16 protein-coding genes and 1 pseudogene are annotated in these 20,915 nt (G+C 72.5%); 5 read left to right on the forward strand and 12 right to left on the reverse strand.

Going from position 1 to position 20,915, the window contains the following annotated elements:
* Nucleotides 1–19: 19 nt before the first annotated feature.
* Nucleotides 20–1,198, reverse strand: a complete 1,179-nt coding sequence (locus EDD34_RS11840) for a trans-sulfuration enzyme family protein (RefSeq protein ID WP_123814751.1) — start codon at nt 1,196–1,198, stop codon at nt 20–22.
* 59 nt (nt 1,199–1,257) lie between these two features.
* On the opposite strand from EDD34_RS11840, the gene EDD34_RS11845 reads away from it, so the two are divergent.
* A complete protein-coding gene (locus EDD34_RS11845) occupies nt 1,258–1,725 on the forward strand; it encodes an Lrp/AsnC family transcriptional regulator (protein WP_123814752.1) in 468 nt (155 codons plus the stop codon).
* A gap of 42 nt (nt 1,726–1,767) precedes the next feature.
* Here the strand turns inward: EDD34_RS11845 and EDD34_RS11850 are convergent, their stop codons facing one another.
* From EDD34_RS11850 to EDD34_RS11870, 5 genes are all read right to left on the reverse strand, one after another.
* A complete protein-coding gene (locus tag EDD34_RS11850) occupies nt 1,768–2,649 on the reverse strand; it encodes a hypothetical protein (protein WP_123814753.1) in 882 nt (293 codons plus the stop codon).
* 75 nt (nt 2,650–2,724) lie between these two features.
* Nucleotides 2,725–6,006: an error-prone DNA polymerase gene (locus tag EDD34_RS11855; RefSeq protein ID WP_123814754.1), complete on the reverse strand. Its 3,282-nt coding sequence runs from the start codon at nt 6,004–6,006 to the stop codon at nt 2,725–2,727.
* A complete protein-coding gene (locus tag EDD34_RS11860) occupies nt 5,999–7,573 on the reverse strand; it encodes a DNA polymerase Y family protein (RefSeq protein ID WP_123814755.1) in 1,575 nt (524 codons plus the stop codon). The genes EDD34_RS11855 and EDD34_RS11860 overlap by 8 nt, the downstream gene beginning before the upstream one ends.
* On the reverse strand, nt 7,570–8,259 hold the full coding sequence (locus EDD34_RS11865) for a hypothetical protein (protein ID WP_123814756.1): 690 nt from the start codon (nt 8,257–8,259) through the stop codon (nt 7,570–7,572). Before EDD34_RS11865 ends, EDD34_RS11860 begins: the two co-directional genes overlap by 4 nt.
* 164 nt (nt 8,260–8,423) lie before the next feature.
* Nucleotides 8,424–9,341 carry a siderophore-interacting protein gene (locus EDD34_RS11870; RefSeq protein ID WP_123816495.1) on the reverse strand — a complete coding sequence of 306 codons (918 nt, stop codon included), beginning with the start codon at nt 9,339–9,341 and terminating at the stop codon, nt 8,424–8,426.
* Between the two features lie 223 nt (nt 9,342–9,564).
* Here EDD34_RS11870 and EDD34_RS11875 point away from each other — a divergent pair, with 223 nt between their 5' ends.
* Nucleotides 9,565–10,395 (forward strand): MHYT domain-containing protein, encoded by an 831-nt coding sequence (locus EDD34_RS11875; protein ID WP_123814757.1) that lies wholly within the window; start codon nt 9,565–9,567, stop codon nt 10,393–10,395.
* 9 nt (nt 10,396–10,404) lie between these two features.
* The gene (locus EDD34_RS11880; protein WP_123814758.1) at nt 10,405–10,827 is read left to right on the forward strand and encodes a hypothetical protein; all 423 of its coding nucleotides are present in this window, start codon (nt 10,405–10,407) and stop codon (nt 10,825–10,827) included.
* 16 nt (nt 10,828–10,843) lie between these two features.
* Here the strand turns inward: EDD34_RS11880 and EDD34_RS11885 are convergent, their stop codons facing one another.
* Nucleotides 10,844–11,566, reverse strand: a complete 723-nt coding sequence (locus EDD34_RS11885; protein WP_123814759.1) for a hypothetical protein — start codon at nt 11,564–11,566, stop codon at nt 10,844–10,846.
* A 57-nt stretch (nt 11,567–11,623) separates the two neighbouring features.
* Nucleotides 11,624–11,903 (reverse strand): annotated as a pseudogene (locus EDD34_RS21210) (TrmH family RNA methyltransferase); the annotation flags it as partial.
* Nucleotides 11,904–11,998: 95 nt separating this feature from the next.
* Between EDD34_RS21210 and EDD34_RS11895 the strand changes: the two are divergent.
* Both EDD34_RS11895 and EDD34_RS11900 read left to right on the forward strand, forming a co-directional pair.
* Nucleotides 11,999–12,193 carry a hypothetical protein gene (locus tag EDD34_RS11895; RefSeq protein WP_123814760.1) on the forward strand — a complete coding sequence of 65 codons (195 nt, stop codon included), beginning with the start codon at nt 11,999–12,001 and terminating at the stop codon, nt 12,191–12,193.
* A gap of 5 nt (nt 12,194–12,198) precedes the next feature.
* Entirely contained in the window at nt 12,199–12,798 is a 600-nt protein-coding gene (locus tag EDD34_RS11900) for a nucleotidyl transferase AbiEii/AbiGii toxin family protein (RefSeq protein WP_123814761.1), read from the forward strand.
* A 20-nt stretch (nt 12,799–12,818) separates the two neighbouring features.
* On the opposite strand, the gene EDD34_RS11905 is transcribed toward EDD34_RS11900, so the two are convergent.
* From EDD34_RS11905 to EDD34_RS11920, 4 genes are read right to left on the reverse strand one after another with little or no spacing between them, the layout of a single operon-like run.
* Nucleotides 12,819–14,024, reverse strand: coding sequence for a TIGR02679 family protein (locus tag EDD34_RS11905; protein WP_123814762.1), 1,206 nt, complete (start codon nt 14,022–14,024; stop codon nt 12,819–12,821).
* Nucleotides 14,021–18,001 carry a TIGR02680 family protein gene (locus EDD34_RS11910; protein WP_123814763.1) on the reverse strand — a complete coding sequence of 1,327 codons (3,981 nt, stop codon included), beginning with the start codon at nt 17,999–18,001 and terminating at the stop codon, nt 14,021–14,023. The genes EDD34_RS11905 and EDD34_RS11910 overlap by 4 nt, the downstream gene beginning before the upstream one ends.
* A complete protein-coding gene (locus tag EDD34_RS11915; RefSeq protein WP_123814764.1) occupies nt 17,998–19,290 on the reverse strand; it encodes a TIGR02678 family protein in 1,293 nt (430 codons plus the stop codon). The genes EDD34_RS11910 and EDD34_RS11915 overlap by 4 nt, the downstream gene beginning before the upstream one ends.
* Nucleotides 19,287–20,837 carry a TIGR02677 family protein gene (locus tag EDD34_RS11920; protein ID WP_123814765.1) on the reverse strand — a complete coding sequence of 517 codons (1,551 nt, stop codon included), beginning with the start codon at nt 20,835–20,837 and terminating at the stop codon, nt 19,287–19,289. The genes EDD34_RS11915 and EDD34_RS11920 overlap by 4 nt, the downstream gene beginning before the upstream one ends.
* Nucleotides 20,838–20,915 lie beyond the last annotated feature (78 nt).

Consider the following 20,915-nt stretch of genomic DNA (forward strand, 5'->3'; position numbering starts at 1 on the left):
GCGCTTGGCACACTTTTTGTCACACCGCGCGGAGCGCCTGGTCCAGATCGGCCCACAGGTCCTCGACGTCCTCCAGGCCCACCGAGAGGCGGATCAGGTTCTCCGGGATGCCCGCGTCCGCGCGGGAGGCCGCATCCATGATGTGGTGGCTGATCGAGGCCGGGTGCTGGATCAGGCTGTCGACGCTGCCGAGGCTGACGGCCGGGGTGATCAGCCGCACCGCGCCGATCAGGGCGGGGGCGTCGCCCGTCACCTCGAACGCGACCATCGCGCCGCCGCCGGCCATCTGGTCCGCCGGACGGGACGCACCGTCCAGGCCGGGATAGTGGACACGCGACACGGCAGGGTGCCCCAGCAGGCGCCGCGCGAGTTCGGCCGCGCCCTCGGACTGCGCCCGCATCCGCACGGGCAGGGTCGCCAGCCCCCGGTGCAGCTGGTACCCGGCGAGCGGGTGCAGCACGCCGCCCGTGACGAACCGGACCTGGCGCAGCGCGCGGGCGAACTCCTCGGAGCAGGCGACCACGCCGCCCATCACGTCGCCGTGGCCCCCCAGGTACTTGGTGGCGCTGTGCAGCGTCATCGCCGCGCCGTGCGCGAGCGGCCGCTGCAGTGCGGGGGTCGCGAACGTGTTGTCCACGCACACCGGTACGGGGGCGCAGGCGTCGGCCAGCTCCTGGATGCCCGCCTCCGACAGCGTCGGGTTGGCCGGCGTCTCCACCACGACCAGGCCCGTGGCATCGGTGACGGCCGACGGCGCCTCCTTGGCCGACGCGAACGTGGTGGTGTTGCCCAGCAGCCCGGACTCCAGCAGATGGTCGCTCGTCCCGTACAGCGGACGCACCGCGACGACGTGCGGCCGGCCCGCCGCCACCCGCGCCAGCAGGACCGCCGACAGCGCCGCCATCCCGCTGGCGAACGCGACGGACGCCTCGGATCCCTCCAGCTCGGCCAGCGCCTGCTCGAACCGGCGCACCGTGGTGTTCGCCGCCCGGGCGTAGATCGGCGGGCCGCCGTCGTCCTTCCCCTCCGTGAAGGCGTCCAGGCGCGCCGCCTCCGCGGCCGCGTCCCGGGACGGGTACGTGGTGGACAGGTCCAGGGGCGGGGCGTGCAGCCCGAGGTCGGTGAGGTCGTCCTTGCCGGCGTGCACGGCGCGGGTGGCGACGGATCGGTACGCGGCAGACCCAGTGTGCGAATCCATGGCGTACTTCTCGCACACGATGCGAGGTTCCCGGCCGATCTCTGGTAGAGATTCGGCTCATGACCCGAGAAGTGCGCCTCGATTCGGTGGACCTGGCGATCCTGCGCGAGCTGCAGCACGACGGGCGCCTGGCGAACAAGGCGCTCGCGCAGCGGGTCGGCGTCGCGCCGTCGACCTGCCTCGCCCGGACCCAGCGGCTGCAGGACAGCGGCGTGATCCGCGGCTACCGGGCCGAGATCGACCCCGCCGCCGTCGGGCGCGGGCTGCAGGCCGTGCTCGCCGTCCGGCTCGCCTCGCACTCGCGGCCGCTCCTCGGGCCGTTCGTCGAGTGGGCGCGGCAGCTCCCGCAGACCCGGGCCGTGCATCACGTCACCGGGCCGGACGACTTCCTGGTCCACGTCGCGTGCACCGACACCGACGACCTCCAGCACCTCGTGCTCGAGCTGACCGCCCGCCGCGAGGTCGGGCGGGTCCAGACCGACCTGGTCTTCGCCTCCTGGCCGGGCGGCCCGGTCACGCCGGTCTGAACCGCACCACCGCGCAGCTCACCTCACGCCGCGCCGCTCACCTCACGCCGAGCCGCTGGGCGACGGCGACGGTGCCGGGCTCGACGGCGGGGGCGACGGTGCCGGAGCGGGTGACCGGGTGGGCGGGGGCGGGATGACCGGGTCGTCGTCCCCGTCGTCACCCGGGTCCCCGCCGTCGCCCGCCCCGCCCGAGCCACCGGAGCCACCGGAGTTCGAGCCACCGGAGTCGCCCGACCCGGTGGAGCCGCCCGCGTCCGAGCCGTCCGAGCCGTCCGAGCCGTCGGCGCTGACGGTGTCCCCGCCGGACGCTTCCCCGGCCGGCCCCACGGCGCCGTCCTCGGCCGGCACCACCGCGTCGTCGGGCGCGACGACCGCCGTCGTGGTGCCCGGCGGGAGCTCGGAGCCGGGGACCGTCCGCACGGCGGTGATCCGCGCCGCGGCGTCGAGGATCTTCGTGCGCAGCCCGTCCAGGGTCCGCAGCCGCTTCGTCTGCTGCTTCGCGGTCGCGTCGCGGGCGGGTTCCTCCTCCAGCGCCGCGGTGGCCTCGTCGAGTGCCGCGCGCAGCCGCTCGAGCGCACGGGGCGCCGCCGTCGGCCGGGCCGCCTCGTAGACCTGCTCGCCGGCCCGGACCGCCTCGGCGAGCCGAGCGGTCGACCGCTCCAGGCCGCCGGGCAGATCCTGCGGGTCCACGCCCTCCAGGTCGTCCACCGACATGATCATCGGGATCGGCAACGGACTGACGGCCGCCCCCGCCGCCGGCGCCGGGTCGCCGCCCCGGCCGGCCAGCGCCAGGCCGCCGCCGCAGACGAGAGCCGTCACGAGTGCGCTGACACCGGTGGCGATCACCGGCCGCCGCCGGCGCGCCTTCTTCTCCCCCTCAGGTGCGGAGGTCCGGATTTCCCTGTGTTCCCCTTGCTCCTCCATGCCGGGCACGATAAGCACGCCAGAAGGGTTCACGCCCGGCGGGTCGTGATATAGCGCACTGAATCACCCTCACGGTCACCGGAAGTCGCGCGACCTTCCCACCGCGGTCAGACTCAACGGCGCCAGGTGCTCGGCCAGGAGGTTCACCGCGCCGTCGGCCGACTCCACGCGCCCCCGCACCACCATCGCCGGCGCCGACCGCGCCACCTGCCGGAACCGCCGCCACAGCCCGGGCGTGCAGATCACGTTGAGCAGGCCGGTCTCGTCCTCGAGCGACAGGAACGTCACCCCGCCCGCGGTGCCGGGCCGCTGCCGGTGCGTCACCACGCCGCCGACGGCGACCCGCCGGCCCGGCTCCGTGGCCGTCACCTCCGCCACCGTGCGCACGCCCGCCGCGGTCAGGCCGTCGCGCACGTACTGCGTCGGGTAGGAGTCGGGCGTCACGCCCGTCGCCCACGCATCGGCCCGGACCACCTCCGTCTCGGCCATCTCCGGCAGCAGGGGCGCCTCCGTGCCCCCGCTCACCCCCGGCAGCGTGGCGGGCCCCTCCTGCCCCAGGGCGCCCGCCTCCCACAGCGCCTCGCGGCGCGTGAGGCCCAGCGACTCCAGCGCCCCCGCGGTCGCCAGCGCCTCGAGCTGGGCGGTGCTCAGGTCGACGCCCCGGACCAGGTCCCGCAGTCCGGCGAAGCCGCCCGCCCGTGCGGCGACGATCTTCTCGGCGAGCTCCTCCCCGATCCCCCGCACCTCGGCGAGCCCCATCCGCACCGCGAGCGCCCGGTCGCCGTCGTCCCCGGTCCGCTCCACGCACGCGAGCGCCCGGGAGGCGTTCACGTCCGGGCGCAGCACCCGCAGGCCGTGCCGTCGGGCGTCGGCGACCAGGGACTGCGGCGAGTAGAACCCCATGGGCTGGGCGGCGAGCAGTCCGGCGTAGAAGGCGGCGGGGTGGTGCACCTTGAGCCAGGCGCTGGCGTAGACGAGGTAGGCGAAGGAGTAGGCGTGCGACTCGGGGAACCCGAAGTCGGCGAACGCCTTGAGCTTCTCGTAGATCTCGTCGCGTACGGGCTCGGGGATGCCGCGTTCGGCCATTCCCGCGTACAGCCGTGCCCGGAGCGCCTCCATCCGTTCGAGGCTGCGCTTGGAGCCCATGGCGCGGCGGAGCCGGTCGGACTCGGCCGGGGTGAAGCCCGCGACGTCGATCGCCATCTGCATGAGCTGTTCCTGGAAGAGGGGCACGCCGAGGGTGCGGCGCAGCGAGTTCTCCAGCAGCGGGTGCGGGTACTGGATCTCGCGTTCCCCGCGTGCCCGGGCCTGCGCGCGCTCGATGTACGGGTGCACGGACCCGCCCTGGATGGGGCCGGGGCGGATGAGCGCCACCTCGACGACGATGTCGTAGAACGTCCTCGGCCGCAGTCGCGGGAGGGTGGCCATCTGGGCGCGGGACTCCACCTGGAACACGCCGACGGTGTCGGCCGCGCACAGCAGGTCGTAGACGCGTTCGTCCTCGGGCGGCAGGCCGTGCAGGGTGAGCCGCTCGCCGGTGTGCTCGGCGATCTGTTCGAACGCGTAGCGGATGGCGGTGAGCATCCCGAGCCCGAGCAGGTCGAACTTGACCAGGCCGGCGTCGGCGCAGTCCTCCTTGTCCCACTGCAGCACGGTGCGCCCGTCCATCCGGGCCCATTCCACGGGGCACACCTCGATGACGGGCCGGTCGCACATGACCATGCCGCCGGAGTGGATGCCCAGGTGCCGTGGCAGGCGGAGCATGCGGTCGGCCAGGTCGATCACGTCGGACGGGATCCGGCCCTCCTCGGCGGCCGAGGGCGGGGCGTGGCGGGGCACGACGTCGTGCGTGTCGTCGGTGCGGGTCCGGCCGCCCGGGGCCGGGGCCGGGTCGGCCTCCGGTTTCAGGCCGCCCCATCGTTCGATGCTCCGGGACCAGGCGTCCGCCTGCCCGGCGTCGTACCCGAGCGCGCGGGACGCGTCCCGGACCGCGGACCGGGGCCGGTAGGTGATGACGTTCGCGACCTGGGCGGCGTGCGTGCGGCCGAACCGCTCGTACACGTACTGGATGACCTCCTCGCGGCGCACCGACTCGATGTCCAGGTCGATGTCCGGCGGGCCGTCGCGCTCCGGGGCGAGGAACCGCTCGAACAGCAGGCCGTGCCGCACGGCGTCGACGGCGGTGATGCCCAGCGCGTAGCAGACCGCGGAGTTCGCGGCGCTCCCCCGCCCCTGGCACAGGATGCCGCGGCGGCGGCAGAAGTCCACCAGGTCGTGGACCACCAGGAAGTAGCCGGGGAAGTTCAGCTCGGTGATGATCCGCAGCTCGTGGTCGATCTTCTCCCAGGCGCGCGCGGCGAGGGTGCCCGACGGCGTCGGGGGCCGCTTCCCGTAGCGTTCCTCAGCCCCGCGGTAGGTGAGCTCGCGCAGCCAGCTCGCCTCGTCGTGCCCGTCGGGGACGGGGTGGGGCGGCAGGTCCGGGGCGATGAGGTCCAGGTCGAAGGCGCACTCGGCGCCCAGGCGGGCGGCGTTCGCGACGGCCTCGGGGTGGCGGGCGTGCAGGCGTGCCATCTCGGCGCCCGAGCGCAGGTGGGTCACGGGCGCGCCCGGCAGGAAGCCGTCCATGTCGTCGAGGGAGGAGCGGGCCCGCACGGCCGCGAGCGCCCCGGCGAGGTCGGCGTCGGCCGGGCGGGCGTAGTGCGCGGCGGTGGTCGCGACCAGGGGCAGTCCGGCCTCGGCGGCGAGCAGCGCGAGCGCCTCGTGCAGGCCGGCGTCGCGCGGGTCGCCGGTGGCGGTGATCTCGACGGCGACGCCCGCCGGGCCGAACGTGTCGGTGAGCGCGTCGAGCTCACGGCGGGCGGCGTCCAGGCGGTCGGCACGGGTGCCGGGCCCGGTGAGGGCGCGGCGGACCGCTCCCTTGCGGCATCCGGTGAGCACGAGCCATTCGCCGCGCGCCCGCTCCCCGAGGCCGCCGAGCGTGTAGTGCGCGGCGCCCTTGGTGCCCGCGTCCAGGTGCGCGGTGCCGATGGCGGACGACAGGCTGCGGTAGCCGTCGGCTCCGCGGGCCAGGACGAGCAGGTGCGTGGCCCGCGGGTCGGGGACGCCGGTGGGCAGGTCGAGCACCGGGCCGGTGGGCCCGGGGGCGGGCAGGTGCAGCTCGGCGCCGAACACGGTCGGGAGCCCGACGTGCTTGGCGGCCTCGGAGAACCGCACCACGCCGTACAGGCCGTCGTGGTCGGTGATGGCGAGTGCCCGGAGGCCGAGCCGTGCGCCTTCGGCGGCGAGCACCTCGGGCGGGGAGGCGCCGTCGAGGAAGCTGTAGGCGGAGTGCGCGTGCAGCTCGGCGTACTCAGTCATAGCGTGCCTCGAGCCGCCAGGTGCCGTCGGTCTGGGCGAGGAGGAGCCCGGCGCCGTCGTCGGTCACGAGCTGCAGGTAGACGCGGCGGGCGCCGCCGTCGGGCCGCCACCACCGTTCGGCGACGGGCCACGGTCCGGCCCAGTCGGTGACGCGCGCGGTGCCGTGCTCGCTCCGCACGAGCGCGGGCTCGCCGCTCATGGCGAGGCGCACGTCGACGACGACGTCGGCCCCGGCCGCGTCCAGCACCCGGGCGGGGACGGGCTCGGTGAGCACGACGGCGGGCGCGGGGTCCGGGAGTGCGCCCGGCCACGGCTGGTCCGGGTCCCGTTCGGTCGGGACGTCCTCGCCGAACGGCACGAACTGGATCCGGGAGCGGGGGTCGCGGCCGCCCTGCCGGCGCGGGGCGAGCACGCTCAGGGAGCCGCGCAGCGCCTGGACGCGCTCGGCGGCGCGGAGCGCGCGCAGCCCTTCCCCGGCGGACGCCCCCCAGAGGGCGGGCTGGGTGGCGCCGGCGGGGGCGACCTCGTCGGCGGTGAGGGTGATCCGGGTGATCGGCGCGGGCTCCGGTACCCCGTGGGTCAGCCAGCCCGTGAGCTGCCAGCGCACGCGGTCGGTGAGGCGGGCGGCGGACATGCCCGTGGCGTCGTCGGTGCGCCAGACCCGCTCGCAGGTGCGCGACTCGCCGGTGACGGGGTCGGCGGCGTCGGCGGTGACGACGACGCGGCCGCAGGCCACTCCCCGGGCGACCAGTTGTGCGTGCAGGTCCTCGGCGACGCGGCGGGCGGCGAACGCGGCGATGTCGGCCCGTGCCGCGGGCGGGTCGAGCTCGGTGGTCGCGGTGATGCCGGCCTCGGGCCGGCGGTGGGCCGGCGGGCGCACGTCCTCGGCGCGCGCCAGGCGGCGGGCCCAGGTGCCGAGCGGCCCGAAGCGGGCGCGCACGCTTCCGGCGGGCAGCGCGGCCACGTCGCCGAGGGTGCGCAGGCCGAGGCGCTCCCACAGGTCGAGGAGGCCGGCCAGCGCGGAGTCGTCCGGGCGGGCGTGCCGCAGGTCGGCGGCCGGGCGGGGGGAGAGCCAGGCGGCCGATCCCCCGCGTGGCACGACGGCCTCGTCGCGGGCGGCGAGCACGGCGGCGAGGAAGCCGTCGGCGACACCGACCCGGCACTCGTGGCCCGTGCCGGTGGCGACCGCCTCGGTGAGCTCGCGCGCCAGGTCGTGCTCGGAGCGGTGGTAGCGGGCGGCGCCGTCGGACCCGAGGAGCAGCAGCCCCGGCCGGACCACCTCGATCCCGGCCACGACGGTCTCGGCCGCGGCCGCGACGGGTTCGAACCCGACGGCGTCGCGGGCGTCGTCGGCGGCCAGGAGCACCAGGCCGGCGCAGTGCTGCTGCGCGGTACGACGCCGCATGCCGCGGCGCACCCCGGCCGCGCGGGCGGGCGCGCTCACGGCGGCGACCCGCTGCCCGGCGCCGAGCACCGCCGCGGGCAGGTGCGCGCCCGTGCCGGAGGCCGCCGTCGCGGCCACGACGGGCCAGTCCGGCACCCACACCACGGCGGTCCGGGTACTCATCCCGCCGCCACCGGGACGCAGCGCAGGGCGGCCGGGCGGGCGGCGTCGCCGCGACCGGTGCGGTACACCGTCAGGGCGCGGCGACGCAGATGGCCCGCGCCGTGGTCGACGCCCTCCCAGGCGCCCGGGCCCGCGGACAGGACGACGTGCGCGCCGGGCCACGGGGTGTCCTGCGCGACGAGCAGCACCGCGCCCCGCTCCCGGGCACGTGCCGTGAGACGGCGGCGGTCGGCGTCCAGGAGGGCCGCGCGGGGGCCGACGACCACGAGGTCCATCCCGTCCAGGAGGGCCGCCACCACGGCCGGGGCGTCCGCGCCGGGGTCCGGGACGCAGAGGATACGGCTCAGCTCGCATCCGGCGCCCGCCGCGGCGGCCAGGCCCACCTCCGGGTGCCCGGTGAACACGGTCCACGCACCCGCGCGTGAGGGGGCGGCCAGCAGGGCGAGCAGCAGCGTCGTCGAGCCCGACACCACCACGGTGGTCCCGGCCACGAGGCCGCCGTCGGGCAGCAGGTGCGCCACCTCGGGGCCCACCGGCCGGACCGTCCCGGCCGGACGGGGATCCTCCCGGCCGGCCGGGACGTGCGAACGGACGCCGGTGCGCGTCTCGACGGCCCGCAGGGCGCTGAGCGCCCGGCCGTGCCGCGTGGCGTGCTGCTCCTGGGCGGCCTGAGGGATGGCGGTCATCTGCCCTCCAGCGATGGTGCTGCCGGAACGGGCCGGTCGAGCAAGACTGATGTTCCTGAGAATCGAACAGGTGTTCGATGACTCCATCAGTACACAGTGGTGTCGCTCGCCCTGTCAACCGCGCTGGCCAGGGGCCGGCGCCCGGGCCGGGTCGGGCGGCCCGCTCAGATCTCGGCGCGCCCCCTGCGCCAGTAGCCCATGAACGCGACGGCCTTGCGGTCCACCCCGCGCTCGCCCACCAGGTAGCGCCGCAACGTCTTGATGACGCCGGCCTCGCCCGCGAGCCACGCGTACAGCACGGTGTCCTGCACCAGAGGGGCACCGGCGGCGTCGACGGGGACCTCCCACAGGATCTCGGCGTCCACGTCGATGTCGGCCGGCTCGTCCGCTGCCGCGGGAACGGCGGCGAGCGACGACGGGCGCACCCCCATCGCGAGCATCCGGTCGGCGGCCGCGCGCACCGCGGGGATCAGGAGGTCCCCGTGCTCGGCGCCGTCGCGGGCGAGCCAGGTCACGCGCACCCCCTCCGGCGCGGCGACCACCCAGCCGTCCTCGGGGTGCGGGACCTCGAGGAAGACCTCGCCGACGGCGTCCGCGGGCAGCGCCTCGCAGATCGCCGCGATGGCCGGGACGGCGGTCTCGTCGCCCGCGAGCAGCAGGGCGTGGCTGCGCGCCGGCGGCGCGAACTCGCGCCCGCCGTGCGGGCCGGCGTAGTGCGCGTCCGGCCCCATGATCACCAGCGGCTCGCCCGCCCGGACGGCCGTCGCCCAGCGCGAGGCCGGCCCGGAGTCACCGTGCAGCACCATGTCCACGTCGACCTCGCCACGGTCCTGGCGCACCGCCCGCACCGTGTAGGTGCGCAGCGGGTTGCGCCGGTCGTCCGGGAGCGCACGCCAGGCGGCGTACCAGTCCGGGTCGTCCCGCCGGAGGTGGTCCCAACCGCCCGACGGGTCGGGGAGCAGCAGCTTGATGCGCTGGTCGTGCCCGTTGTCAGCGAACCGCCCCAGGTCCGCGCCGGTGAACGTCACCCGCACGAACGAGGGACACAGCCGCGTGACCCGGGCCACCTCGACATCGAACATCCGGTACGGGGTCACGGCGGTCGCGGCACTCTGGGTCGTCACGAGGTAAGCCTAACCTCACCTCGACCTCCGCTCGCAACCAGGTCCGCGGCATGGACCGCGTTTCTCCAGGCACGGGACGCACATCCCCCGTAGTCTCGGCGCGAGTGTCTGTTCTGGACGTCCCCGCTCGGCTCCCCAGAGGCCGAGGACCGGAGCGGGCAGAAGGTTTGGCGACGCCTCGATGGACCATTTCACCTACGGCGCCCTGACGCCGCTGCTCTCCTTCGCGCTGTCCTGCGCCGGGTGCGGCGCGGGCCTGTCCTGCACCGCCCGCGCGCGCGTCACCAGCGGCGTCGCGCGCACGGTCTGGCTGCTGCTCGGGTCGGTGGCGATCGGCGGCACCGGCATCTGGGTCATGCACTTCGTCGCGATGCTCGGGTTCTCCGTCCAGGGCGCGCAGATCCGCTACGACGTGTCCACCACCATCGCGTCCATGCTCCTCGCGGTCGCCGTCGTCGGCGTCGGCCTCTTCCTCGTGCACCGACCGGCCGGCGGCACCGCCGCCCTGCTCACGGGCGGGATCGTCGCGGGCCTCGGCATCGCCGTCATGCACTACCTGGGCATGGCCGCGATGCACGTCGGCGTCGACATCGCCTACGACCCGCTGCTCGTGGTCACGTCCGTCGTCATCGCGATGGCGGCCGCCACCGGGGCGCTCTGGCTCTCCGCCCGCGTGCGCGGTGCCGGCGCCGGCGCGGTGGCGACGGTGGTGATGGGGCTCGCCGTGTCCGGCATGCACTACACGGGCATGGCCGCGATGCGCATCACCTCCTACCGCCTCCTGGGCACGCCGATCGAGGCTCCCGTGACGGGACTGCCCGCCACGCAGTTCCTCGTGCCCCTGATGGGCGGGATCGTGGTCGGCACCGTGGCGTTGCTGATCGTGGCGGCGGCCTGGCCGACCGCCGCGGAGATGGAGGCCCAGGCCGAGTTCGACGCCTGGACCGAGAGGCAGCGCGAGCGGCAGAGGTCGGCCCGGCGCTGGCCTGCCCGCCCGGGGTATCACGTGTAGCCTCGAAATATGGGTGATCGACCGAAGGGCGGGCTCTTCCTGCGGGGTGTGCTGGACTCCGCGCTCCCGCACGAGCTCGGCACCGGCGACGAACCGGACCGGTACACCGTCGCCGCGGTCTTCTCCCGCCGCGTGTCCGCGGAGGAGCGGGCTCTGATCGAAGGGCCGGGCACCCTGGGGGTGCTCGCCGAACGAGGCTATCCGGGGGTGGGCCTCGAGGTGGCGGACCGCCGGCTCGAGATCACCAACACGAACCTGGCGATGCTCGCCGCCGGGCTCGCCACCGAGATCGCGGCGGTGCTGCGCGACGTCGAGCAGCAGGTGGTGGCCGCGCGTGAGCGGCGCGCCGAGGAGGTTCTCCGGTGGAGCGAGGCGGAGGCGTCGCGAGCCGCACGGGTGAAGGCCGAGGCCGACCGCGTCCGGTTCGAGTGACCGCCCGGGCTGCTGGTCACAGGGCGTAGTACGCCTTGACGCTCAAGGCGTTGGTGCCGGCGTACCCACTGATCAGATCCTGCATGGACTGCTCGACGTCGATCACGATCTTGCCGCCGGGCGGCACGGTGATCAGCTGCGACAGTTCGATCACGTCCTGCGCCTGCTGCGTCTCGCCGGTCTCGGGGTTGTTCCAGACGATGGCCACGACACGGACGTCGGCGCTCTCGCCGTTCGGGTTCTCCAACGTGACCTTGCTGTAACCGGCTGGGTAGTCCAGCGGCACCCCGTCGCCGTCGAGAGGTACTGCGTCCACCGGCGCCTCCCACGCAGAAGCGTCGACCGGGATCGCGTCCACCTGTAAGACTCGGACATCGTGGACCGCGGTGGCTCCCGGTCCATCGAAGATGAGCACGTCGATGTTCTCACCAGGACCGATGACCATGTTCGCCACCAGCGCGCCGTAGACGGACCGGACCTGCACGTCGGGGAGCACCTCACCCGACTCGTCGAACACCGCGACGGCGGCCTTGATCACCATTCTCTGCCGTGTCTCGCTCACGATCGCCAGGGTCTGATCCATATAGCCCTGCCCGTTCGTACGGTCAAAGCTGAAGGACAACTCGTCAGACAGATCGCCCCTGCCCACTTTTCCCACAAGGCCGCATCCGGCCACGGCGATGACGATGGTGAGAGCGACAGCGGTGTGCCGAAACAACGGCGACAGGTTCGGGGACACAGGCAGATCCTGCCATCGATAACCGTGGCCCCGAGGCCCCCGCTGACCGAAGGACATGTCGAGCAGCCGATCCGTCTGCGGCCTCATGCCGTGCCCCTCGGTACCGAAGACCAGCGCCAGCCTCGGAAGATCCCGGGCGACCAGCTCGTCCAGCGTGACCCTTCAGCAGAGCGATGTCCCCGGGCCACGACTCGATCCACGTCCACGGCACCTGGAACACCGTCCCCATCGACACCCGCACCGAGCGTCGGTACAGCGGGTCCGCGCACCGCGGCGTCACCAGCACCGCGTCGACGCCGAGCGCCGCCGCGCTGCGGAAGGCGGCCCTTTCGTTGGTTCACAATTCAGTCGACAACCTGCCTGTGAGTCGGCAAACACCAGCGGTGTCCTGGTTACTGTGTGGCGGGCCGCCCGTCGCATAGCATGGGGGCCATGGCCGCGACGTACGTCGAGAAGTTCCAGGTGATCGTTGACATGTTCGAGTTCGGCGTGCAGGCGTACCGGCAGCGCATGCGCCGCGAGCACCCTGCCGCCTCGGACGAGGAGATCGAGGGGCGCGTGCAGACCTGGCTGCTCCAGCCGAGCGACAGGCTCGGCAACCAGATCCACCTCCCGGCCCGCGGATAGCGGCGATGCAGTCCGTCAACTCCGTACTCGCTCAGGCTGCTTCCGACCTGGATGCCCTCGGCGCTCGGTGGGCCGTCATCGGCGGACTCGCTGTAGCGCTCCGCGCGGAGCCTCGATTCACACGAGACGTCGATATCGCGATCGCCGTGTCTGGCGATGCCGAGGCCGAAACCATCGTCAACCGCATGCAGGTTCGAGGTTACGCCCTATCGGCCCTTGTCGAGCAGGACTACACCGACCGGCTCAGCACGGTGCGCCTGATCAAGCCCCAGGCAGGCGCGGCAACGACCTACGTCGATCTGCTGTTCGCCAGCTCAGGAATCGAAAGTGAGATCGTCAGCCACGCAGACCGGCTCGAGATCCTGCCTGGCACCGCCATGCCCGTCGCTTCGACCGGCCATCTGATCGCGCTCAAGGTCCTCGCCGGACGCCATCAAGACCAGATGGATCTCGGTTACCTACTGGCCGCCGCCTCGGACGACGACCTGGCACTGGCGCAGGCGGGCATCGAGTTGATCCACAACCGCGGCTACAACCGCGGCCTGGACCTCAAGGAGCAGTTCGCGGCAGCGATCAAGCAGTCGCGTCCCAACGATCGGGACTGAGCGGGGCGGAGGGTCCGTCGTCATCCGGCCGAAGGGACCGTTATATCGCTCCGCAGCGTGTCCCAGACGGTTTCCTCGAGAACTGCCACGCCATGCTCACGGAGAGCCGGTGCGAGGTCGGGATCCCACGGGGCGGGAGTGACGCGGCCCACCCGCGCTCCACGGCCCTCGACGTGTTGTCGGTAGTCGTGTACAGACATCCGCCACGGTATTGCTCCCGTAGCGTCGATGACGTGGGCTGCGATGCGGATCCCGTCGCCGTCGAGGTCGCCATGGTAGCGGAGGAGGTTGCCGGACCGCGCGAGGCTTGTCAGGAGCAGCAGCGCGGCGCTGCTCGGCCACCCCGCCGTGCACACCATGGGCGGGACCTCCGACCCGAGGTCAGCCATCGCCAGGGAGATGATTGCTGGATTCTCGACGACCCAGACGGTCGCGAGCCGGGCAAGCGTCGGCGCGCCGGCGTACAGGTCGGCCAGGGTGAGTACGATGGCCCGTCCGTCCTCGTGACCGAGGCGGCACGTCCGGTCAGCGGGCGCGTTACCGATCGCGGGGATACCTGCGACAAGCACCGTGGACGACAAGGCATCGTCAACGACGCCGACCGTTCGCCACAGCGCTCGACGGTCGGCGTTGCGTCGTGGCCGCGGGAGCCCGCTCCGGACAGCAAGGGCTCCCAAGACAAGGGATGAGACCGACGTCCCCGGATCGAGGGCGTGGGTGTCGTTGAGCGTGCGTCCGGCGAGAACTGGGAGCGACTCACCAGGACTGGGCAAAGTTCCGAGCACCAGGAGTGCTGACTCGAGGCTGGCCCGCATGGTATCGATGGAGCCTCGCACCCCGCTGGCCTCGACCTCTCTTGTCCAAGGCTCCAGGTCCAGAGTACGGACGACGGAATGGTCATGGAGCCAGGTCCACAGCGCGGCGCGCGCATCCGCTGCTCGTTCACGGTCGGCAGCCTGATCGCCGATCGGTCCGTAGAGAGCGGACAGCGACTCGGTGAATGATCGCCGGGTCAGCTGTTCGACGGCGGTCGCCACGTCGTCCAGCCGGATCCTCGCGCCGGCCGCAGGCAGGGACACAAGGCCGAGGAGGTCGGCGATCGCACCCTGCTGAGCACGGTCGACGGAACCGAGACGCACTGACGTGACCGCCTTCCCGGTGGAAAGCCGTCGGTGGCACTCACGGAGCAGGGGCTGAAGGCCGTCCGCCCACCCGACATCGGTCACAGGGTGGCCTCAAGAGTAAGGATGCCGTCGGGCAGGTCGTCTTCTTGCATGAGGCGCCCACTGCGCCAGATGAAGCGGGTGGTGGTGACGGCGTCGTCGTCCGCCCCAGCAGCGAGGGCATGGATGGCGATCTCGGGAACCTCCGGATAGCAGGCCCACTCGTGGTCCGAGGTGAGGACGAGGTCGAGGTCGAGATCACGCAGGAGGGCGAAGATCTGGCCGCGGTTCATCTCGTCGATCCCCACGAAGACCTCGTCGAGGAGAATGAGGCGCGGTGCCGCCGGAGTTGCCTCGTAGTGGGCGGCGAGGGCGGCGAAGAGCGGCAGGTGCAGCGCGATCGCCTTCTCGCCGCCCGACAGGACGCTGTGGGTCTTCTTCGTCAGGGTACGCCAGCCGTCGGTGTCGGGGCGGGCAAGCTGGACCTGGAACCGGTGCCATTGCGTGTAGTCGAAGACGGTCGCCAGCTGTTCCGCCCAGCTCCGCCCGGAGTCCTGTACGTGGGCGTCGTCGATCCGCTGGCGGAAGAACGTGTGGAGGGCGTCGTTCTCCTCCTCGGTGAGCATGGCCGGGTTGCGCAGCAGCAACGCCCGCGCTTCGCGCAGGCCGACGCTGGCCTCGTCACGGACATCCCACCGGAGGCGCACCTGGACTCCAGAGGCCGTCCGGACCGTCTTCAGTCGGTCGTTCATGCGATGCACGAGGGCATCAGCGTCCCGGATCGTCTCGGAAAGGTGCCGGCGCGTGTCACCGGTGAGCGCCTTCTCGAACAGGGCGTGCTCGCCCTCGGTGATCTCGGTTCCGGCCTGCGCTTCCTCGGCAACCACGAGGTTCAGGAGATCGGCAATCCCCAGCCGCCGACCGGGCAGTACCGCGACGGGGACAACGACGTCGTCGTCCGGCTCGAGGTGGATCTGCGCCCGGCGGACGAGCTTCTCGCGCGACTCGTGGACCCTCTGCATGAGGCGGTTCTGGCCGTGCTGTGCCGAGTCGTTCGGGCGGGTCGCGGGAAGAGTGCGGTCGAGGCGTCGGGCTTCGTCAAGGACGGCGGTGACGCCTGCGTCCCTCGCCAGAGGTTCCGTAACCCCGGCGTCGGCGGCGAGCGTCGTGCGCAGGAGCCGCACGAGCGCGTCAGACACGTCTGAGCGGTGGCGCAGGGCACGCTGGTGGGCTTCCTCCGACGCGACCTGCGCCTGACCGAGACGGGCAACCTTCCTGCCCACCTCGTTCAGCGAGCGGTTCAGTGCCTCGACGGTTCCGCGCGCGTCCGTGATCTGGTCGGCGAGCTTCTTGAGCTCGGCGACTGTCTCCGTGTACGCACCACCCAGACGCTCCTCCAGCATTCGGAGCCGAGTCTCGTCCTGATCGGCCTCACGGGCATCCTCCGTGGCACGATCACGCCGCGCTCCCGCATCCATGCTCGCTCGCTCTGCTTCCTCCACCTGTTCGGTCGCCACGAGCCCCGCGGCCTCGGCTGCCTTCGCCGCCTGGTCACGCTCTCGATCGAGCTCACGCAGTTCTGCGACACCTTCCGAGATCGTCTTGAGCTCGCCACGTGTGGTAGGCAAGCGGCGCTCCTGCGCTCCGGTCACGAGCACCGTATGCGCCTGGTCGACAGCGTGCCGCGCAGCAGTGACCGCATCGGCAGCCTTGCGCTCGGCACGCTCACGCTCGGCAAGGCGCACGGAAGCGGACTCGGCCTCCTGACGTGCGACGTCGAGCGCCTCGCTCGATGGCACCTGTGACGCCTCCGCATCAACCTGCGCAAGGCGGTCCTCAAGGCGTCGGACGGCGGCCGCGTGCGCCCGAGCAGTCTGCTCGCAGTCGGCGATCTCCCCCGCGAGCAGCGCCAACCGCTCTGCTCTGTGCCGTTCCCGCGCCGCCCCGCCGATGTACTGCGCGGCTGACTTCGCCCAGGCGCCGTGAGCGACGCCAAGCCCCCACCGGCCGTCAGGCGAGACCCAGCTCGATGGTGCGGACCCCGACGCGTCGTCGGGCCGATGGTTCAGCGCCACGGCTTCCAGCACAGCGACGACCGCGGCGGCCGTCATCACCGAGTCCGCCGGGAGGTCAGGACGCAGGGCCTGGGACAGCCGCGGCCCGTCGACGGAGCGGATCGGAGCCAGGACGGTGTCATGACCGACAGGCCACAGGCTCCCGTCGGGATCCAGCCACGCGTCAAGCAGTCCCGAGGCCTCCAGTGCGGCCTCGAGCCCGGCCCGGTCGTCCTCCGCGACGTCGTCGTGAAAGTCGACGACCTGCCACAGCCGGGCACCAGGACCACGCTGTTCGTGCCCTGACCTGTACGGCGGCTGATCAGGAGCGACCTGAGGCCGCGCTACGAGTTCGTCGCGTTCGGTCTCGAGCCGACGCGCATCCGCTGCGGCAGCGTCGCGGAGACGCGCCTCCTCCTCGCGCTCGCGCCCCCGCACCAGCCGGGTTTCGTACCGTGCACCCTGGACATGAGATCGAAGTTCACCATCGTCGAGCGCGGCGAGGAGAGCCGGTTCGTCCAGGCGGAGCTCGGCACAGTTCCTGGACCAGGCCACCACGGCCTCGACGTGCCCCTCTTCCTCCTCGGCTGCGAGCGCGCGGGCGTCGTCGAGCTGGGTCCTGGCCTCGGCGCGCAATTCCTTGGCTCCGGTCAGGTCGGCCTCGCATCGGTCGCGGTCTGCGACCGCCTGCTCGTACTTTCCGACGAGCGCGTCCATCTCAGCCACGTGCCGTGCCACGACGTCGAGATGCGCCCCCAGATCGGGCGAGCCGACGAGGTGGGGCACCCCGAGAGCCTCGGCTCGGCGGACCGCCTCCGCGTGAGCGTTCTCGGCGTCGTGCTGCAGCTCGATCGACGTCCGCTGAGCTACCGTCGCCCTGTCGGTCAAACGGTTCGCCTGCTGCTGCGCGTCGGCCGCGTCCTCCTGGGACCGTCGTGCGATCTTGGCCGACTGCTCGGCCTTCTTCCGCAGGTCTACGAGGTCGCGACCTTCACGGTAGGCGTCCGAGTCCTCGAGCGCCTCGCGCCTGGCGTGAAGCTCGCCGAGCAGCGTCTGTTCCCGGTCACGCCGCTCTCCGAGCGCGACCTCGTTCTCCTCAGCCGTCTGAAGTTCGACGGCACCGTCCCGGAGTGCCCGCGAGGTGCTGTCCACCTCGGTTGCCGCACTGGTGACAGCCCTGGCTCGCTCGCGGAGCAACATGGCCCCGTACGTCCGCGCGGTGTCCAGCAGGCCGCTGATCGCTCGCACCTCCTCGGCAAGCTCTGCGAGCTCCGCGCGGCGCTGGTCGAGGCGCTCGAAGCCCTCGGCAAGCTCCTCGATGCGCGTCGCGTCGACCGGAGGCAAGGCGGAGGACAGAAATGTCGAGAGGTTCTCCGGGTCCAGACGCTCGGACAGCTTCGGTCGGCGCAGTTGCAGAAGCGCCTGGACGAGTGCGTCGTAACGGTCGCGTTCCATCCCGGGGAAGAGCGTGGCGCGGACGTCATCCCGGTAACCACCGGCATCACCCTCGAAGACCGTGCCACGGCCGACGAGCGCCGCCTTGAGATGAGCGACGGTCAGTGGCTCACGATCCGGTTGCAGGTCCAGATCGTGCCCAACGCGGGCGTGTGCCACGAAGTAGGCAACGCGGACCGACGTGTCCGACTTGCTCGCCTGGAGTCGCGCCCCGACCGTGACATGCTCCTCGACCTCCCTGCCCTCTCGACGCACCTCGAGCCACACGTACCCGACCCGGGTGCTGCCCGTGGCGCCCTGGCCCATGAGATTCCAGTGCATCGTCCGGTCACCCGAACCAAAAGTCGACAGGCGTGAGGCGCGCAGGTTCGCGTCGAGCAGGAACGGCAGGAGCAGCTCGAGCGCCTTGGACTTGCCGCTGCCGTTCGGACCACGCAGGAGCAGCCGGCCGTCGGCGAACGAGAGGATCTCGTCGACGTAGCGCCAGACGTTCAGCAGACCGGCTCGGGTCGGCTGCCAGCGGCCGGTCATGCGGGGTCCTCCTGAGGTTCGGGGCGGGGAGTGCCGACCAGGTCGGCATCTCGGTATCGGTGGGCGGCGGGGCGAGCCGTCACGTGGTCGCCGTCCCGCGTGACGAGATGGTGACGCCCCAGGAGGGCGAGCCCCTCACCCAGGAGACGGTCCGGACCATCGTCGTCCTGGTAGGTCCTTGCCCAACCGCGGTTCGCGGCCAGCAGGCCGCGCAGGACAGTGCGGAGCGTCGCTACGTGGAGGCAAAAACCTGGCGCGCTCGTGAGCTGGGTGACAAGGTGCAGCGCGGCGACCGACGGTGCGCCGTCGCCCGGGAAGGGCTCGTCCGTCGCGATCCGGTCGGGGTCGACCAGGAGATAGCCCTCCGCACGAGTCTCCAGCACGAATCCGGCCGTCTCAGCCGCTCTGCGCAGCTGTTCGCGGCCACTGATCGAGTCGAGATAGTCGCGTTGGGCGGGACTGAGCCGGTCGCGGTGGAGCACAGGGTCGTCGAACACGGCACGGAGGGTGGAGTGACGCAGCCACAGGTTGCGACGGGTACGAGCGGCATCGTCGTCGGGCGGCCGCGGCAGATCCAGGTCGGGCCGGGTCGCCCGACGGTAGTCCTCGCCGTAGGAAGGCTCGTCAAGCAGGCCGTAGACCGCGTCATCGAGCCAGTCGTCGTCGTCCAGGTCGACAGCGACCGACGACGCCCCGACCGGAGCCGCGAGCAACGAGAACAATGCTGCCTGTTCGACCTGGTACAGCACAGGTGTGGCCGCGTCGTCGGTGAAGGACTCGGCCCTGCCCTCCACCGGCTCCAGGACACCGGCCGCCTCCAGCATGAGGACCGCGTCGACGAACGCACGCCGGTGCCCGTGCCTGGCGGTCTCGAACGACGGCAGTCCAGGGTCGGTGGCACAGGCGCGCGAGGTCGCCTCGGCAAGTTCGCCAAGCGTCACGGCACGCCGGGCCACGAGTTCGGCGGCCGCGACGCACAGCAGGACATAGCGGTGCCGGTCGAACGGGACGCCAGAGCGGTGCTGTGTGGCCGGCCGCAAGTCGCTGGGCTCGAAAGCCGGCGGAGCCACCTTCACGAGCCGAGCCTGCCCGCGGCGCGGGCTCAGCCGCAGCTCCCAGCCGAGGTAGTTCTCGAACCACGCGCCCACCGCGACCCGTCGGCGGTAGATCAGGTCGTATTCTTCGGCAGAGCGTTGCCTGAGGATCAGCGGCGCGCGCAAGAGCAGGCGGATCGCCCTGCGGACTTCCTCGGTCTCGGCGACGACGAGCTGGTTCTGCAGGTTGCTCATGACGCGACTCCGGCGGGGCGCAACGAAGCGGCCGGGACTGGGACGACAGTGAGCCGTACCGTGAAGTCCGGGCAGTCGAGCTCGCCCGCCGTCGTCCGCAGCATCGTCCGCCCGCCGTCGACCGGCGGCGTGAGCGTCAGGGTGACGAGCCCGTCCGACGACCGGACGGAGCGCGGCTCTCCCCCCGGGACCCCGACGGCCTTACCGATCAGGGCTAGCAGGTGACGGAACGCCGTCGTGTCGAGGCGTGCGATCCCCGACAGCCGTGTGTCCTCCCCGGCGCCCAGCGACCTCAGCGCTGCCAGGGCCTGTTCCCGTTCCGCCCGGGCACGAGCCGCACGCTCGCGGCGCACGACGCTGACATCACGCACCTTCCCGGTGCGGGAGAACACCGCCGTACGCCCGGACTCTCGCAACGTGCGCGACACGGGCACCGGCGGCGCGTCGTGCCAGGACATCCCACCTCGGACTGACTCGGGATCGGTGTGGTCCAGGTGCGCGTGACGCGAAGAGTGCAGACCGAAGGCCGCCCGCCAGAGTCGGTGTAGGTCGGCGTCCGCCGGCGCAGCTGCGAACCAGCGTGCCAGGGTGCGGAAGTCGGCCTCGAGGCTGGACGGCCTGCGCCGAGCCGCCCAGAGCCGCTCCAGGACCTGCAGCAGTGCAAGGATGGCCCGCCGGCCGGCAGCACCCAGCTCCTCCGCCCGCGGACGGCTGCCGTCCTGCGGCGCGAACCAGGCGTCCAGGCCTGCCCATCGAGCGCGGGAGTGTGCCAGCCACTGGTCATCGTGCTCCGCGCTGCGCAGGTGCGGCGGCAGCTCGGCACCCTCCAGTGCGCGGGCCAGGACGACGGCCACCCCGACCGCACGCACCCGGTCCAGGGCACGAACGATGCGCGCAACCCGTTCATCGAGGCGCGAGAGGTACTCCTGGAGGTAGGTCACCGTCGCCTGCTTGACGTCGGCGAACGTCTCCTCGTCGACGGCCTCGGCCCGCAGCAGCCGCTGCAGATCTCCATTGAACTGCTTCACGTTGCGCGCCAGGCCCGCGAGGTGGCCTTCCAGCTCCTGGAGGGTCACGTAGATCTTCCGGTCGAGCGCTGCCTCGTCAGCCTCAACCGCGAGGTCCGCGAGCTGATCGAGGCGCTCCGCGACGGCCTCCAGCACGGCCGTCTGGAGTGCGCCGGTCGCCTGGAGCGCGGCAACGGTCGCGACGTGCCCGGTCAGTGCGGCCTCACCCTGGCGCGTCAGGGAGAACTGGAGGTTGCGGCGCTCGTACTCGCGCACTGTGCGATAACGCTCGGTGTGGTTCTGGCCGGACTCCAAGAGACCCCAGCTCACCATCTTGTCCAGAGCCGCCGCGAGGTCCACGTCCTCGACGTCGTCACGCCAGCCGACCGCATCCAAGTGCCGACGCACGTCATCGGCTGACAGCGATGTGACCAGCCGGTCGCTCGCGTCGCCGAACGCATACAGCACGGCCGTGTAGAGGGAATTGCGGTCCGCAACGGCGAACCGCAGCATCGTGTCCGGGAGCACGACGTGGCGCATAGTCCTCCCCGTATCGTCGAGACGGCACAGAGGTGATGACCAGTCACCTGGCAACCGGGCCAACGATATCCGAGGTCA

The organism is Myceligenerans xiligouense (assembly GCF_003814695.1).
Lineage (GTDB): Bacteria > Actinomycetota > Actinomycetes > Actinomycetales > Cellulomonadaceae > Myceligenerans > Myceligenerans xiligouense.

Excerpts from the sequence above, each read along its gene's own strand:
- EDD34_RS11840 (WP_123814751.1), bottom strand. The coding sequence starts at position 1,198 with ATGGATTCGCACACTGGGTCTGCCGCGTACCGATCCGTCGCCACCCGC.
- EDD34_RS11845 (WP_123814752.1), top strand. The coding sequence starts at position 1,258 with ATGACCCGAGAAGTGCGCCTCGATTCGGTGGACCTGGCGATCCTGCGC.
- EDD34_RS11850 (WP_123814753.1), bottom strand. The coding sequence starts at position 2,649 with ATGGAGGAGCAAGGGGAACACAGGGAAATCCGGACCTCCGCACCTGAG.
- EDD34_RS11855 (WP_123814754.1), bottom strand. The coding sequence starts at position 6,006 with ATGACTGAGTACGCCGAGCTGCACGCGCACTCCGCCTACAGCTTCCTC.
- EDD34_RS11860 (WP_123814755.1), bottom strand. The coding sequence starts at position 7,573 with ATGAGTACCCGGACCGCCGTGGTGTGGGTGCCGGACTGGCCCGTCGTG.
- EDD34_RS11865 (WP_123814756.1), bottom strand. The coding sequence starts at position 8,259 with ATGACCGCCATCCCTCAGGCCGCCCAGGAGCAGCACGCCACGCGGCAC.
- EDD34_RS11870 (WP_123816495.1), bottom strand. The coding sequence starts at position 9,341 with ATGTTCGATGTCGAGGTGGCCCGGGTCACGCGGCTGTGTCCCTCGTTC.
- EDD34_RS11875 (WP_123814757.1), top strand. The coding sequence starts at position 9,565 with ATGGACCATTTCACCTACGGCGCCCTGACGCCGCTGCTCTCCTTCGCG.
- EDD34_RS11880 (WP_123814758.1), top strand. The coding sequence starts at position 10,405 with ATGGGTGATCGACCGAAGGGCGGGCTCTTCCTGCGGGGTGTGCTGGAC.
- EDD34_RS11895 (WP_123814760.1), top strand. The coding sequence starts at position 11,999 with ATGGCCGCGACGTACGTCGAGAAGTTCCAGGTGATCGTTGACATGTTC.
- EDD34_RS11900 (WP_123814761.1), top strand. The coding sequence starts at position 12,199 with ATGCAGTCCGTCAACTCCGTACTCGCTCAGGCTGCTTCCGACCTGGAT.
- EDD34_RS11910 (WP_123814763.1), bottom strand. The coding sequence starts at position 18,001 with ATGACCGGCCGCTGGCAGCCGACCCGAGCCGGTCTGCTGAACGTCTGG.
- EDD34_RS11915 (WP_123814764.1), bottom strand. The coding sequence starts at position 19,290 with ATGAGCAACCTGCAGAACCAGCTCGTCGTCGCCGAGACCGAGGAAGTC.
- EDD34_RS11920 (WP_123814765.1), bottom strand. The coding sequence starts at position 20,837 with ATGCGCCACGTCGTGCTCCCGGACACGATGCTGCGGTTCGCCGTTGCG.